The organism is Paenibacillus sp. FSL R7-0026 (assembly GCF_038004485.1).
Lineage (GTDB): Bacteria > Bacillota > Bacilli > Paenibacillales > Paenibacillaceae > Paenibacillus > Paenibacillus xylanexedens_A.
Window position 1 is genome coordinate 4,757,578 of record NZ_JBBORG010000001.1, and the last position, 16,589, is coordinate 4,774,166.

Sequence of the window (16,589 nt, forward strand, 5' to 3'; positions counted from 1 at the left end):
CTATATTAGTATTCTAAAACTCTTACCTCAATCTATCTCACGATGATCCTTACCTATAGTTGCAACGTAAGACCCACCGGGCAATGATCACTGCCCATAACGTGGCAGTCGATATGCGCATCTGCCACCTTAGGTGCCAATTGATTGGATACTAGAAAATAATCAATGCGCCAGCCCACGTTCCGTTCTCTAACCTTCGGCATATAAGACCACCAGCTGTATACATCCGTACGATCCGGATACAGATGACGGAAGCTGTCTACATACCCGGAAGCAAGCAGATCAGTCATCTTGCCACGCTCTTCAAGGGTAAATCCGGAATTGCCCAGATTGGGCTTCGGATTCTTCAGGTCAATCTCCTGATGAGCCACATTCAGGTCACCACAGACGATAACCGGTTTAGTCTGCTCCAATTGCAGAATGTACCCCCGGAATCGATCCTCCCATTCCAGACGATAAGGCAGCCGGGTCAGATCCCGCTTCGCGTTAGGGGTATAGACGTTCACCAGATAAAACTCATCATACTCCAGTGTAATCATCCGTCCTTCCGGCTCGCTGTCCTCCTCCATCCCGTAACGAACGGATAAAGGCTTGATTCGGCTAAATACAGCCGTACCGGAATATCCTTTTTTGATCGCATAATTCCAATATTGATAAACATCTTCCCCCAGGTCCATCTCAATCTGTCCGGCTTGTAATTTGGTCTCCTGAAGGCAGAAAATGTCCGCCTGACTCTCCTGATAATAATCCATGAATCCTTTGGTCACACATGCCCTTAAGCCATTCACATTCCAGGACACCAGCTTCATATCCTCATCTCCTCACATCTCTCCAATATAGCATGGGCTCATTCAGAGGGACAAGCCTTAAGGCTCTGGAATGAGATGGAGTCATTGGAATCCTTATGGGGCGAGCTTGCCTATATTTCGCTTCGTAACTTAGAGAACACCGCAAGGTCAATATATCTGCCTTTCTCAAACTCATGCTGCCGCAGTACACCTTCCTGTTGAAAATCAAGCTTATGTAACAGGCGAATCGACGCCTCGTTCTCCGGTTCAACCTTTGCTTCGATCTTGTTGAGCTGCATGCTTGTGAACCCAAAATGTAACACAGCACGGGCCACTTCAGTCATAACACCGCGGCCCCAGAAAGAGGAACGCAAGTCGTATCCAATCTCTGCACGGTTATGTACATCTTCATAGTTCAGGAACCCACAGGTTCCGATCACTTTACGAGTTTCACGGTCCTCAATCATCCAGCGTAAACCCGTGTGTTCCTTGAAAATCTTCGTATACCAGTTCATCTCACCCTGTGCATCCTCCACGGATTCAAAAGGAGTGAATGGCATATATTGAACCACAGCTTCATCGGAATATAACGCGAGCAGATCATGGCTGTCCCCAGCCTCTGCTGACCGGAGAATGAATCGTTCTGTCTGAATTAATGGAAATAGATCAAACCTAAATTGCTCACTCATACGAGGTCTCCTTTGCAACATTCATTGTAGAAGTCCATTTTACTACACTTGCCTTCATCAAGCTTTTACTATTAATATGTTCTATTAAGGCATTACTGTAGAAAAGGATACATAGGAGAGGACGTGCTATTATCACACAATCATATGACGTTATTATCGTTGGAGCCGGCTCCATGGGCATGAGTGCAGGTTATTATCTATCGCGCAGTGGATGCAAAACTTTATTAATTGATGCCTTTGATCCTCCGCATACGGAAGGAAGTCATCATGGGGATACCAGACTGATGCGCCATGTGTACAGTGGTGGGCCTGACTATATTGCCATGGCATTACTTGCACAGAAGTTATGGCACGAGCTGGAGGAAACGACTGGAGACCAACTTTTTGTTCCATCCGGTGTATTGAATGTAGTCGATCCGGAGATTCACTCCTTCCACAACCGATTGAGCCATGCAGATGATGCAGGCATTCGGTATGAAACGTTGCACGCAGCCGAGGTGATGAAACGCTGGCCAGGTATTACAGTACCTGAACATTACGAGGGCATGTATGAGCCTGATGCGGGTTATTTGTACAGTGAACCCTGTATTCGTGCCTTTCGTAAAGCAGCCGAGGCTCATGGTGCCACCTTGTTAACACACACACGGGTGGAGCATATCGAATACGGACCACATTCCGTGGCAGTTCAGACTTCAAGTGGTGAGACATACCACGCGAATCAAATCATCCTGAGCGCTGGTGCCTGGTTTCAGACATTAAAACCTTTCGTGGATCTCCCCATTCAGGCAGTGCGTAAAACGGTTGGATGGTTTGATGCACCAGAAGCTTTGTATGGTGAGGAACATTTTCCCGGATTCACAATGGCAGGGAAAGAAGGTATATATTATGGATTTCCAAGCATTGGCGGATCAGGTCTGAAGATGGGGCGTCATGATACAGGCCAGGTGTGGACACCAGGAAATACAATGGCTCCTTTTGGTACGGAAGAAACGGACGAGGGGGATCTGCGCAGGTTGCTCGAACTTCATATGCCTCAGGCAGCTGGAGAATTGAAACGTGGTAGTGTGTGCAAGTATGAATTCACTTCGGATGAAGATTTTATTATCGACCGACACCCTGCCCATGAACGTGTCTGGCTCGCAGGCGGTTTCTCCGGTCATGGCTTCAAGTTCGCAAGTGCCATTGGGCAGATTCTATCCGACTTGGTGCAAACGGGGCACACGGATCAGGATATTAGCAGGTTCGCCCTATCCCGTTTTCGTTAAGTACCAGCTGGGTGGATGAATATATGTATGTCTAAAATAGCTACTTTCCTTGAGGGTGCAGTGTTGCTTAGAGCACTGCACCTCCAAGAAAAAAGGACACGTAATAACGTTTAATTCATGCGTACTCACACTAATTAACTTTGACTAGGCTCCATTGCTGATTGGCTCCGCCATTGTCGGCCCACTGAATCGTGGAGGCACCTGCGGTCAGAGAACCCTGATTGATGTCAACTGTCAGGCCACTGTTTCGATTCGCAAGTACCACATATCCTCCCACATCAATGGGCAGCCATTGCTGATTGTTGCCCCCGTTATCCTGCCACTGAATCAGAGCGGCTCCGCCTTGTGTGGAACCCGAATTCACATCCAGCAAAAGCCCACTGCCTACATTGCGAATGTTGTAATATCCGTTACCTGCCGACTCCAGCTTCCATTGCTGGTTAGCTGCTCCATTATCATTCCACTGAATGATTGTTGCCCCACCCGTAGAAGAAGCACCGTTAACATCGAGTGCAAGTCCACTGTTGCGGTTGATTAATTTGTAGATGGCTCCGGATTCATATCCTGTACCGCCAGTATAAGTTGCACCGGAAATGACGTAGGTTGTGACCGAATTGGCCTTGGCCGTAGCGGTAAAGGTTTTGTTTTGCACTGAAATATTGGTCAGTTGCTGCAACTTCTCTGTTGAAGAGGTCCGATATACTTGAGCAGACGTGCCTGTGTTAGTAAAACGACTGAGATCATAGGTTACCGTTGTATCCGTCGATTCCGAATTGGTTGTAACCAGCACTACTTTGCCGGAAGCTGCATCATAAGCTGCAAGGGTATTGGCATCACTCATGCCGATAATCTTGTATCCAGGACGAATAAATTTACTGTAATTGCCCATGACATAATATTTTTGGTTCACGGTGTAACTGGTCGTTTGCGTATTGTTCAACACGTTCTTGAAGAATCCCCATCCTTCTGCACTATCCACGGCTTGCCAATACACCCATCCACTTGCGCCCATATTGCGAATATCCTTGAGGATGGTCCGTGACATCGTAAGTCCGCTTGCATCTCCGTCTCCATATTCCGAGGTCCACAGATGTTTGCCCGCAGACGTCGCTGTGTTGCGCAAAGCAGTACGATTACTTCCTCCATACGTATGGGTGTTGATCTGAGTGATCGCTGATTTAACGGCATTGCTGTAGCTGTTGAACGACACATTGGTATCATCGATACTGTATTCTTCCGGTGCGCTCAGCTTTGTGGACAGGCCCTTCGCATTCAACGAAGCTTGTAGCTGACTCAGAATTGTGTTCTGATCCGCCCGGTCAAAGTGCATGCCCTCCTGGTCATTACCCTGCTTCCACCACGTCGAGATCGGTTCATTCAGCGGAGTTACACTATCAAATGTGATCCCCCAGTTATCCCGAAAATGCTTCACAACCTCAGTTAAGTAATCGGCAAAATCATCGTAGTAATCGGGCTTGAGGTTGTTGCCTCCATTGGCCGAACCGGACACATTGCCACTGATGGTCATCCAGTAAGGTGCGGAATTCGCAAAAGCTTCGATGATATTCACGCCTTGAGCTTTGGCAGCTTGCAGCATATATCGTTGGTTTGCATCTGCATTCCAGTCATACACGCCGGGAGAAGGCTGGTAACCAGGAACGGCTTTGCGATATTCGAGGATATTGGACGATGGATTATCCCCGCCTCCAATGTTGTACCGCAGGATATTCAGCCCCAGTCCGGTATTTGCATTGAACATTTTCTCGACATACTCATCCCGATTGGAATATTCTCCAACCACCTTGCCCCACCACGCGAGAGATGTTCCCCATCCTTCCATCGTCTGATATTGCTTCGATGGATCGGCAACAGCCGTGTAGGCTCCTGCAGCAGATACCTCTGTCCCCACACCCAAACTGCCTGTTAGCAGACTTCCTGCCAGCAGCAGCGAGCTCATTCGTTTTAACCACTTCATCCGCTTCACTCCTTATGAATTTTTCAGTACACGAACACCTATTATTGTGCAACCTCTCGGAAAGTTGCGTCTGACTTATCGAGTGCAGTAACAACAGCTTCCAGTTTCAGCAGATTATTGTAATGTCTCAGGTACAGGTTCGGGTTACTAAACGAGGTATACGATGTCCAACTAGCGTTAGCAAGTCCATTTACACGTTTGAACGTGGCGTCATTTCGGAACGTAGCGCTGTTGTCATTTTTCACGAGCGTGATGTTGCCATTATTATTGCGCAGGAAATAACCCGGATAATTCATAGACTCAAACGAAATGCCTGTTGCATTTGACAGCCCGGGAACGATACGGAACTGCGCATCCTCCGCTGGACTGACACTCGCATCAATCCGTGCCTGATAGTTATAGTGACGAATGAAGCTGCCAGGCACATTGAATGACTCCAGCTTGCGGATATCCCCCGGTTGTCCGGACTCTTTCAATACGGTCATATGCCGGACGAGTCCGGTAAGACCTGCAATCTCTTGTTTGGCACCCCAAGTCTGGAAGTTGTCAGCAGAGTCGCTGTAATAATATTTTTGTGTTGCATAGCCGTCAAAGTAGATTCGCCATGAACCATTATCCAGCTGAACAAGCGCCGGACCTTCCACCCAAGAACCCCAACCTGCCCAATCCCCTGTGCCTTTAAAGGTATAAGGACCCGTTAGCGAAGTGGATGTCGCATATTCAATGTATTTGGTGGTCTCGTTTTTGGTAAAAGCATGATAGGTTGAGCCTGTCTTCACGATAAACGTATCAATATAATTGGGAGCAATGCCTGCCAGTTCAGTAGGTGCAGACCATGAGGTAGATGTTAGATTGCTACCTGAAGCTGTGAGGACATAAGGTTTGAAATTCTGATAGTTGCCTGGTGAGAGGGACACGATAATGTTCAGACTGCCGTTGCTGTCTTTGAACCATTCTGGTGCCCAGGTGTGTGCAATTGTGGTAGGTGTGGATAATGTAATGTTACGGACAAATGTCCAGTTTACCTTATCCGAACTGGAGGCGATGCCAATGGTGTTACCTGACCAGTTCGTGGTGTAAACAACGTAATATAGACCATCTGTGTGCTTAATGATGCTGGGATCACGGATCAGATTGGCCGGAGGTGTATAGGCTGGCCCTTTTAGCAAACCATAGTGGGTTGCATTATACGATTCATAGATGTACATATTGGACTCACTTGTGTTCGTAAAAGCGGATATCGTATATACACTTGTCGCTGCTCTGGCTGTATTGGGGAATAACATCGTTAATAGAAGTAATGTTCCAAGCAGCAGAATCATTCCGGCCTTGAAACCTTTGGACTTTCCTACTCCTACTCCTACTCCTACTCCTACTCCTATTCCTTCTTCCTTCTTCGTCAACATTGGGTCATCTCCTTATCCATGAGTGATGAACAGAGGAATACCTTACTGTATTACCAAAGAAAAAGCGTACCTGGGACTGCCTCTGAAGATCAACACCTCACGACTACCTGTTCAAATTCCAATTACATGAAGCATCACTCCCTTCACAGATCATGGATGAACACTTTTTATTTATGTAAACGGTTACAATCACTTAAATTACAAGTGTTACCTTAGTTCATTGTACCAACCTGATCACCACAGTTTCCCCATTCCCTTAGCCTAATTCACTCCGCAAAACTGAATCCGAAAGATTCACAAGCTAGGGTTATTTGACTAAGAAAATGAGGTAGTGTGACTGTGGTAAAAGGTGAAATGTTGCGTGCGACTCAAACTATCTCGATCCAGTTATTGTTCCCAACCATAGTTGGATCGGTAAGACAGCTAACGATCCATACATGAACTATTCCACCACAACCCACGGATAACGGGATAACGCATCCAACAGGAATCGTACACGTTCTGGCGTTCTGCCTTCTTCATCGAACAAAAGTAATTCATTCTCTTCCTGTAGCCATGCTACTGGAATTTTGTAATCCTCTTGCGGACCAATCTGCCAGTAACGGCCCAGATGATGTCCGTTCAGGTGAATCGTTCCTTTGCTCATCCCGGTCAGGCGAAGCATCAGGTTCACTTTATGATGCTCCGAAACCGCAGGCTTCGCGAAACGCCAGCGGTACCAGACCGGCTGACCATACGATCCTCGGACTGGAGTATGATTGGATACAGGGTGAGACTTCTCACTCAATGTAGCACGATTAACCGATTCATTCGTGGTGTCGGGCACCAGATTGGCAGTACAATTGCCACCTGCGGCGATACCAGGCTGTCCTGCACGCTGGATTGACCCCTGTGCTCCAGGATGGATCGATTCCGGTTCTACCTCGTAGCTCTCCCATTGTTGCGGAAGCAATGCATCCGTCCCTTCCATATGCCAATCCTTCAGTTCTCCCTGACTCGGATATGTGATCAGTTCCAGTCGATTCAGCGAAGAGCGGCTATACGGCATTTCCAGTGTATTTGTCTCTCCGGTCTTGATATACAAGGATATGTCTAACGTCTGGAAGGCAAACCAATCCTGATATCCTTCCATCGGAACTTCGATACCATTGATACGAAAACCTTTACTCAAGGCACCCACAAGAATCGCCCGATCCATGCCATCCAGCGTAAAACTTCTGCTCAGAAGTGGCGATCCTTGGAGAGAGTTCACCTCATCGAGATGCACAAGTCCACTCTCCATAACCCAATCCCGACGAATATCCTGAACCTTGCCATCCAGATACACAGCACCAGCCAGACCTTTGCTCTCACCCAAATACGGAGAGAAGTTCAATCTGCCCATATGTTGTACCAGAATTTGAAGTGTATTTTTCCCTTGGTCCAACTGCAACTGCACACCTGCTGCCCCTACCTGACGCACTAATGCCTGCTGAACACCATTAACAATGATTCTGGCAGTATCCTGGATATCCGGCAAAATGAGGTTAGTGACCCCTTCGGTTGGACTCTCGAAATCACATTCGTACAATAAATAACCAAAATCTTGTCCATACCGGGAAAAGTCTTCCGGTTGTCCACTCGCCGAGCGTTGCTTCGCAGTTAACGTAATACGTGACAGCTCAGGAGAATCAGACAATGTCGGCGCACTCGGTAATGTCCACGGAAGCTGCTGCTGTTTGCCTGCAATAGGCTTCTCGCTGGCACAGAACTCGTGACCTGTTAACGTCCGTTCTCCATCGGTCCAGTCACCAAGCAGCGTAATTGTGCGATCTGGGTCAGTAATCATGCCCTTGACCTGACCAGATGGCAATACATCTACGTCATCGAAGCCGATCGCATAACGAAGTCCTTTCTGGTCTGTTGCTTCCAATCGCCATGTTCGATTCATCGTTTCTTGATCCAGAATAACGAAACGGATCGGTGTGCCATTTGCTTCCAATCGGATCATTCCCAGCTCTTGGAAATGGAACAGATCGAAGCGGAATACGTTCCTTGCTGAATCATGCTCAACCAGCACTTGCATCGTACTGTCCGTGACTTTTAGTGCCCCTGCTTCCAGTTCAACAACAGAACGCTGCCCGGCAGCGGCCACGATGAACAGGTTCAATTCTCCGTTTATCATTTCATTGCCCGTAATCATCGTACCCGCAGTCAGGTATACGTGTTCAGCAATCTGTACTCGATCCAGCAACGGAACAATCTGTCCTGGATTCAGAGATACGGGAAGAGTACGGCCTTCTTCCAGTGTAATATGCATCGTTTCGCGTTCATCCTTGTGACTCTCCAGGAACCAAATCTTCTGGTTGTTAGCTTGTCTGCCTCGTACAGATATGCCTTCAGGATGACGTACAACGATCTGTTCTTCTGGAATTTCCTCTGTTTCCATCAGAAGGGCCCCGAAAGCATGGACGAAATAGGACAAATTCTTGGTTACTGCATATTTCGGTGTCACCCGTCCATGTTCGTTCAGTGGTGCATCATAGTCATAGGACGTAATCATGAAAATGTCACTGCTACCCATCGTTCTGCCGCCATATCCACCAAAGTTCGTGCCGCCATAGAACATGTAGTGACTGATTCCGGTATACCCGGCACGCAAAATCTCCATGATACGTTTCTCCAGCAAAGGCGCCGTCTTCTGAATAGCCGAAGGCCCTCCCCAATTCTCGAACCATCCGGTCCAGAATTCCGTGACCATCTTCGGGGTGTCCGGCTGTTTGACTCGAAGTTTCTCATAATGCCCGTCAGCACCTGACCAGAAATTAGCCCCTTCAATCGTGCCTTCCGCGCCGCCAACGCAAGTGATCAGTGTAGCGTCAATGCCACGTTGCAACAACCCATCTCTCAGCGTATTCATATGGTCACTTGCAGCAGCGTCATCCATCAGATACCCGTATTCATTCTCCACCTGCACAAGAATGACCGTACCCCCAGCCGATAACTGGCGCTCCCGAATAATCGGCACAATCCGGTCAAAGTACAGGTTCACATAGTGCAGATACGTCTCATTATTTTCCCGGAATTTCACGCCGTCCTTCGTACCAAGCCAGTATGGAAAACCGCCAAAATCCCATTCCGCACAGATAAACGGACCTGGACGCGCAATGACCCACATGCCCAGTTCTGCACACAAATCCAGAAATTCTCCGCAATCGTTGTCCCCTTCAAAGGACCACTGTCCTTCTTCCGGTTCATGCACATTCCATGCAAAGTAGGTGTCGATGCAGTTCATACCTGCCAGCTTCGCCTTCAGCAGAACCTCACGCCATTCCTCCTTTGGCATACGGAAATAATGGATCGTGGCACTGTTCAGAAATATACGCTCTCCGTTTAGGAAAAAACTGCGTGCATCGTATGTTAATTCAGATAGAACACCATTCTCAGCCCTCGCGATGTTCTTCTCCTGTTCCTGCAGCAAAAGGGATGCTTTCTCTGTCAAAGTAATCCCCTCCTTCTCTTTATTTAGGTTCATATGTCCTGTAACTAATTTAAGGTGAACCATATCCGTTAAACTAAAAGCCATTTACACGGGTACTACGATTACAGAACAACTTTCCGATCGCTGTTATCCCCAGATTTTTTTGATTCCCTTTTCTCAAAGGGAAAATCCGGGGATAAAGGCGCACGCTCCGCTTCTTCAAGTTATTTCTGTCCTCTTCGTTTCTGTGTAAATGATTAGTTCAATTTATATTGTTCATATTCACACCGGCACTACGATGACAAAATCCTTCCGAGTGCTGCTATCAGTTCGCCTGCAACGTCACGCCTTCCAGTACAACCGTTGTGATAGAATTGTCGGCCGTAGGTACTTCCAGTCCGTTGGCATACACCGAAATGTCTTCAAGCTGTTCCATGTTCCGGTCCGGTGAAGTCTGATAGACCTGCGCAGTGGCTGATTTTCCATACGTATACCCTTCCAGTTCAAACGCCGTTGTTCCCGCTGACAATTCGTTACGAATCACCAGCACCAGTCTCTGACGTTCCGCGTCATAGGCAGCCAGTGTGCGTCCACCATCGGTTGGAATAATCGTCGCGCCGGGACGAATGAACTTTGTAAACTGGGCCATGCCATAATACTGTTTGGTCATCTCATACTGCTCTTCACCGTTAAAGTTGGCGTGAATGAAGCCCCAATTGTTATTGGCGCCTTCATCTTCAACGGCCTGCCAGTATACCCAGGCGGATGGCTGCATGATTTTAAGATCAAACATGATCCGCTCCGCTAATTCTTGCACCGAGGTCATATCCTCATGACTGTGCGGCTCGCTGCCGCCGGTTCCGTACTCGGACATCCACAGCTTCTTGCCATGGCGTTCTGCCAATGTGCGCAGCTCTTCCATTTTGCTACCATTATAGGAGTGGGTATTGATCTGCTGGATTACGTCCAGCGTGTCCTGATCATAAAGGTTGAAATTAAACACCGTCTCATCAATGCTGTTATCGTCCGCTGCACTAATGACGGTTCCATCCAGTCCTTTGCTCTTCAACGACGCAGCAACTTTCTTGATAATCTCGGCCTGTTTCTCATTCGTAAAATGACTGCCTTCCTGCATATTGCCCTTCTTCCACCAATCGGAGGAAGGTTCATTGAGCGGATTCAGTGTGCGGAAGGTGATCCCCCACTCGTCCCGATAATGCTTCACGACTTCAGTTAGATAATCTGCAAACGCATCATACTGATCGTCACGCAGATTATTGCTGCCATCCACGGCTCCGGTCACCGATCCACTGATCGTCATCCAGTAAGGTGGTGAATTGGAGAATGCTTCGGCAATATTCACGCCGCGCTCCATCGAGCCTTGTAATACAGCACGCTGACCTGCATCAGCATCCCAGTCCCACTCTCCAGGTTCAGGTTGGAAGCCTGGTATATCCCCGCCGGGGCGAAGAGCTTTCATCTCCGGATTCTCCTCACCGCCAATATTGTAACGAACGATGTTAAGACCTAATCCTTTCTCCGAGTCAAAGACCAGATCCATCACTTCACTCACCTTCGCCTGATCCTTCCATCCTCCAAGATCGTTGGCCCACCAGGCAAGTGATGTGCCCCAACCTTCAAAATGATCATAGGATTGGTCCATCTTTAGACGTACCGGTTCCCCTTGGAACTCAAGTGTTTTGGATGATTCATTGGCAAAATGATTGATAACAATTCCTCCTCCTGCCAGCAGAGCAATCAGAGCGACACCCATGAGGATATAACTCCGTTTGCCTCTGCTGCGTTGTTCTTTATGCGCCATGGGCTATACAATCCTTTCTCCATGTACGTTGATTACTCCGTTGACCTTGAACATCAAGTTCAGTACATACAATCACTACAGACACTTCGGTTACTTGATTCCGCTGCTTCCGCCGCTAATGTTGGCTTCATAGACATAACGTTGTCCGAACAGATATACCAACACCATCGGAATGGTGAGGAACAGGGAAGCGATCATCACAAGGTTCCATGGCGGCATCTGCCCGCCACCTACCGTAGTCAACAGCTGCACCCCAAGTGCCAGCGGCATTTTCTCCGGATCATTGATATAGATGAGCGGCCCCATGAAGTTGCCCCAGTTATAGGAGAATGAGAAGATCGCAATGGCCGCAAGTATCGGATAAGTCAGTGGCATGATGATCTTCCAGTAGATTCCCGGGTGTCCCATACCATCGATCATGGCGGCTTCATCCAGTGATTTTGGAATACTCATGACGAACTGCCGGATCAGGAATACGTTGAACGCACCGGCGAAGAAGCTCGGTACGATCAGCGGGTAAAATGTATTAATCCAGTCCAGATGACGGAAAATGATGAACTGCGGTACCATCGTCACCTCACCCGGAATCATCATCGTACTGAGCAACACAATAAACAGGAAACGGCTGCCTTTTGCCTTGATTCGGGCAAAGCCGTAGGAGACGATCGAAGCTGACAATACCGATCCGACAATCGTAAAGACGGTAATGATAACCGAGTTTTTGAGATACGTACCAAGATTGTTATTCGTAAAAATCGTATAAAAGTTCGACCATTGGAATTCCATTGGAACGAAGGTAAAAGCTGATTTGACGGTTGTTGCGTCACTTGCCAGTGCAATGGAGATCATGTACAGGAAAGGCGAAGCAAGCAGCACCCCGACCAGAATCAGAAAAATGTAGGATATCGTCTTCTCCACAGTCGATGGATTACTCATTGGCTTTTCCCTCCTCGTAGTGCACCCATAGCGCCGATGAACGGAATACAACGAGTGTCAACGCCATGATGATGATGAATAGTACCCAGGCAATCGCCGATGCATATCCCATTTTGTAGAATTGGAACGCATTCTGGAACAAGTAGGGCACAACCATCTGACTTGAATTGTCAGGCCCCCCGGCAGTAACAATGAATACCTGAGCGAAGGTCTGGAGCGCTCCGATCATGCCAGTTACGAGATTGAAGAAAATGACGGGAGTCAGCATTGGGAATGTAATATGGAAGAACGATTGTGTACTTTTCGCCCCATCAATGGCAGCGGCCTCGTAGAGCTCCTGTGGAATGCCTTTCATCCCTGCAAGCAGCAATACCACGCCACCACCCACACCCCATAAGGACATGAGAATCAATGCAGGCTTAACCCAGTTGGGATCAAGAAGCCAGGCAGGACCCTGAATACCGAAGATCGCAAGTGCCTGGTTGATCAGCCCTTCCGTCGGCGCAAGCAAGTGGATGAAGAGCAATGAACTCGCAACCACCGGAACAACCGACGGCAGATAGAACAGAATACGGAAGAAGGTGATCCCTTTGATTTTTTTGTTGAGGTAATATGCAATCCAGAGCGAGATCGACATGCCCAGCGGAATGGATATCAGTGCATAGAAGAATGTATTGCCGACGGATTTCCAGAAGATCGGATCATCGGTCAGTAACGTTTTGTAATTGTCGATACCGATGAATTCAGGGGACTGGAACAGATCCCAATTCGTGAAGCTCATATAGATGGAAAACAGGATCGGACCCAGAGTCAGCCCCAGAAATCCGATCAGCCAAGGCGAGATGAAGATGTAGAACCATTTCCCGTCCTTTTTTCTCACGTTAAGCCCTCCCATGACGCAGAGAGCAGATGGAACCCGCATTCACGCCGATTCCACCTGTCCTGCTGTCGCTGCTATTTGTGCATGTTCAGAAAAATCCTCTATTTGTAGAGTCTTTCCAGTCCACTCTGAATTTCGGTTACGGTATCATCAAGCGAGGCTTTGTTGTTGAAATACACACCCAGCTTATCGTTAATGAGCTTCATCATTTCATTCCATTGCGGGTTGAATGGTTCCGCATAGATCGTCGATTCACTGAACGCAGCCATGTTGATTTTTTTGCCGCCGTATTCAGCATTGAGGAATTCATCACTGGACAAACCTGCTTTGGTTGCAGGAGCATCCTGACCGGCTTTGACCATTGGCATCTGTGCTTCCGGTGTGGTCAGTGCTTCGATGACTTTGAAAGCTTCTTCCTTGTGTTTGGAAGCGTTGGTAATCGTTAACCCGTTAAAGAATGCGTTTGTTTCGCCCCATACCGGAGAGATATCCCAATTAATGCCTTCCACCTTGGCAAGTGAACCGATGTTCCAGAACCCTGTCGTTTCCATGGCGATCTTGCCTTGAGCGAACAACGGATCGGCTCCGATATTCCCCATGTCGGCAATCTCGGTTGGCGTTGGTCCCGCACCGTGTGTGAAAGTCAGGTCATTCATGAATTGTAATGCTTTACGCACAGGCTCTGTATTGAAGGTTGGTTTGCCACTCTCATCGAACAGTGAGCCACCGTTCTGGTAGATCAGCTGCATCCATTGCGGCCACCAGCTACCCGGGTAGTAACCCCATTGAACCGTTTTGCCATTCTCCTTCACCGTCAGCTTCTGAGCTGCCGCCATCAGATCATCCTGCGTCCAATCTTTGGTTGGGTATTCCACCCCAGCCTTGTCGAACAGATCTTTGTTATAAAAGAGGACCATCGCACCTGCCCGATCCGGCAAACCAAATTGTTTGCCATCATACTTCATGAGGTTGGCAATATCATCGGAATAACGCTCGGACATGTTCACATTGTTCGCCTGAATCATGTCATCCAACGGTATAATCTGATTCTTGGAGGCGTAAGCCTGATAGTTCTCGGCAATCATCATGATGTCCGGCGCCGTTCCCCCGGCGATCATGGTCTGTACCTTCTGGTCATAATCCCCTGCAACCACGTTCAGCTTCACGTTAATATCGGGATACGTCTGTTTCACAATGTCGAGTCGTTCCTGATAAATCTTCTTCTCATCCTCCGAGCCCCAGATCGTCATGCTCAAATCAACCTTGCCATCGGACTCGCCGGAAGAACCGTTTTTACTCCCGCTGCTACAGGCTGTCAGACCCATTACCATGACCAGCATCAATAACGAAATGACCTTTAAACTTCTTCTCATACGTTACGCCCCCTTGATATAATGAATGGATGACTACACTGAAACCCGTTTCATGAAATGGGTTTCATTAAGCTGAAACATAAAACCCGTTCCACTTTATGAAAGGGGTTTCATTCACGCACTCATTATATTTCACCCTTCGAGGAAATGTCAACGCTTTCTTTTTCAATTACAGGCCCTTTATCTTGCAGCAGGTCCTGTACTTTGACGCACAATTAGCTCCGGTTGCAGAACGATCTGCTTCTTCGGTTTGCCTTGGTTAATCAACTCATGCAGCACATCCACAGCCTGTTTGCCAAGCTGATATGTGTTCTGGGACACGGTTGTCAGTTCCGGTATAACGGCACTGGCGAGCGGCGTATCATCAAAACCCACAATGGATATATCCTTCGGAATCGAGAGTCCATGCTCAATCGTTGACTTGATGGCACCAATCGCTGTGTTGTCATTAACGCAGATGACTGCGGTGGGTGGATTGTCACGATCCAGTAGTTTGGACATCTCCCGTTTGCCGTCGTCGATGGAGAAGCTGCCGAGCAGTTGCCGTTCTTTTGGTATTTCGAGCCCATGCTCCCGAAGTTTCTTCTGCACAGCTCTGACCTTAACCATTGTGGTGGACAACTCTTTAAGGCCGCCAACAAAGGCGATATCGCGATGCCCCAGTTCAAGCAAATGCTCAGCTGCAAGGGCTGCCCCTGCCCCCTCATCCGTATATACCCGGTGGAACCCGCCTTTGGCAATATTGCCATTGACCAGCACGATTGGCATACGTTTCCCCATATCAATCAATTCCTGAGCCATGTCATCCGGACAGACCTGCATGTTGATTCGCCCGCCGAGGAAAATAATCCCGTCTACCCGCTTCTCTCGCAGGATGGACAAATATTCAGATTCCCTGTTGTAGTCGCCTGCGGTATTGCATAGAAAGAAGGTATACCCCAATCCGCGAGCCTCATTCTCGGCACCCCAGAACACTTCCGGGAAGAAGGGATTCGTAATGTCAGGCAGGATGATGGCAATGGTGCCCGTCTCTTTCTTGATCAGACTGCGCGCCTGCGCATTGGGCTGAAACTGGTGTTTTTCAATGATGGACATAATCTTCTCTCGGGTGCTTGCACGCACAGGTGCCGTATCATTCAGTACCCGGGAGACCGTCGCTACAGATACATTTGCTTCTTTGGCGATGTCGTATATGGTGATCGGTGTCATAGCGGAACCTTCCTTTTTCTCTAATTTTCCCTATTTTCCCTGCTTATCATACCAGATAAGGAATGCCGATGAAATGGGTTTCAGTGACGGACGAATGATTTCACACTGAACCCATAGAAGTTCCGGGTATGACATTCATACATGAATGGTTCGTTGCATTACGCATTAGCGTCAATATTTTTACAGGACATGTTTGCTTTTCTTTATTTCACCTTCTAATCTGCGTTTATGGTCCATATATTAAAATGTAAGCGAATTCAATGGAGATTAGGGGAGTGTGAACAACGTCATGATCATTCAAGTCAGTCCGCTGGCAGAAGCAAGACTTACTGAAAAGCTGGGAGATCGACCAGGCTATTTCAAATTGTTTTATGATACCGATGGATGCGGTTGTGACGGAATTGCGGTACTTCTGATCTTAAACGAACCGGATAGCGATGATGTTACCGTAGAAGCGGGGTCGCTTCCCTTTGTAATCAACAAACAGCAGCAGATTTACTTTGAACCCTCTCTGCGTCTGCAATCCGAGCACAGTTTCCCTTCATTCCGATTGAGTAGTGATTCCATGATCTATGGCAGTAATGTCAAAGTCCATGATTTACGAGATACCGCAGACGTAGCCCCTCAGCCCACTGGATGGTTTGTACGATAAACGTTGAATTAGCACTATAATCAAAACCTCCCAAGCCCAGAAGTTATGTGGGTCGGGAGGTTTTTTATCAATTCTAAAGGCGACGAAGCCAGACCAGAATTTTGTGACCGGCGTTAAGCAATACCGAATTGATA

12 protein-coding genes are annotated in these 16,589 nt (G+C 47.9%); 2 read left to right on the top strand and 10 right to left on the bottom strand.

The genetic code is table 11. From position 1 onward, the window contains the following. Positions 1–53: 53 nt before the first annotated feature. Together MKY44_RS20935 and MKY44_RS20940 are read right to left on the bottom strand one after the other, a co-directional pair. Positions 54–809: an exodeoxyribonuclease III gene (locus MKY44_RS20935; protein ID WP_036617303.1), complete on the bottom strand. Its 756-nt coding sequence runs from the start codon at positions 807–809 to the stop codon at positions 54–56. A 110-nt stretch (positions 810–919) separates the two neighbouring features. Beyond that, positions 920–1,477 carry a GNAT family N-acetyltransferase gene (locus tag MKY44_RS20940; protein WP_076318746.1) on the bottom strand — a complete coding sequence of 186 codons (558 nt, stop codon included), beginning with the start codon at positions 1,475–1,477 and terminating at the stop codon, positions 920–922. A 131-nt stretch (positions 1,478–1,608) separates the two neighbouring features. On the opposite strand from MKY44_RS20940, the gene solA reads away from it, so the two are divergent. Beyond that, a complete protein-coding gene (gene solA / locus MKY44_RS20945) occupies positions 1,609–2,742 on the top strand; it encodes an N-methyl-L-tryptophan oxidase (RefSeq protein ID WP_341009911.1) in 1,134 nt (377 codons plus the stop codon). Between the two features lie 130 nt (positions 2,743–2,872). Here solA and MKY44_RS20950 read toward each other — a convergent pair whose 3' ends face one another. The 8 genes from MKY44_RS20950 to MKY44_RS20985 all read right to left on the bottom strand — a co-directional run bounded on the left by MKY44_RS20950 (position 2,873) and on the right by MKY44_RS20985 (position 15,803). Beyond that, the gene (locus MKY44_RS20950) at positions 2,873–4,717 is read right to left on the bottom strand and encodes an RICIN domain-containing protein (RefSeq protein ID WP_341008423.1); all 1,845 of its coding nucleotides are present in this window, start codon (positions 4,715–4,717) and stop codon (positions 2,873–2,875) included. Positions 4,718–4,758: 41 nt separating this feature from the next. Further along, positions 4,759–6,123: a glycoside hydrolase family 43 protein gene (locus tag MKY44_RS20955; RefSeq protein WP_341008424.1), complete on the bottom strand. Its 1,365-nt coding sequence runs from the start codon at positions 6,121–6,123 to the stop codon at positions 4,759–4,761. A 442-nt stretch (positions 6,124–6,565) separates the two neighbouring features. After that, a complete protein-coding gene (locus MKY44_RS20960; RefSeq protein ID WP_341008426.1) occupies positions 6,566–9,604 on the bottom strand; it encodes a beta-galactosidase in 3,039 nt (1,012 codons plus the stop codon). 304 nt (positions 9,605–9,908) lie between these two features. Further along, positions 9,909–11,405 (bottom strand): glycoside hydrolase family 30 protein, encoded by a 1,497-nt coding sequence (locus tag MKY44_RS20965; RefSeq protein WP_341008428.1) that lies wholly within the window; start codon positions 11,403–11,405, stop codon positions 9,909–9,911. Between the two features lie 90 nt (positions 11,406–11,495). After that, positions 11,496–12,341 (bottom strand): carbohydrate ABC transporter permease, encoded by an 846-nt coding sequence (locus tag MKY44_RS20970; protein ID WP_017687022.1) that lies wholly within the window; start codon positions 12,339–12,341, stop codon positions 11,496–11,498. Further along, positions 12,334–13,221 (bottom strand): carbohydrate ABC transporter permease, encoded by an 888-nt coding sequence (locus tag MKY44_RS20975; RefSeq protein WP_036668619.1) that lies wholly within the window; start codon positions 13,219–13,221, stop codon positions 12,334–12,336. Before MKY44_RS20975 ends, MKY44_RS20970 begins: the two co-directional genes overlap by 8 nt. Positions 13,222–13,322: 101 nt before the next feature. Further along, positions 13,323–14,594, bottom strand: coding sequence for an ABC transporter substrate-binding protein (locus MKY44_RS20980; protein WP_341008429.1), 1,272 nt, complete (start codon positions 14,592–14,594; stop codon positions 13,323–13,325). 180 nt (positions 14,595–14,774) lie between these two features. Further along, positions 14,775–15,803 (bottom strand): LacI family DNA-binding transcriptional regulator, encoded by a 1,029-nt coding sequence (locus MKY44_RS20985; protein ID WP_340031017.1) that lies wholly within the window; start codon positions 15,801–15,803, stop codon positions 14,775–14,777. A gap of 277 nt (positions 15,804–16,080) precedes the next feature. Between MKY44_RS20985 and MKY44_RS20990 the strand changes: the two genes are divergently transcribed. Beyond that, positions 16,081–16,455, top strand: coding sequence for an iron-sulfur cluster biosynthesis family protein (locus tag MKY44_RS20990; protein ID WP_237177085.1), 375 nt, complete (start codon positions 16,081–16,083; stop codon positions 16,453–16,455). Positions 16,456–16,589: the final 134 nt, after the last annotated feature.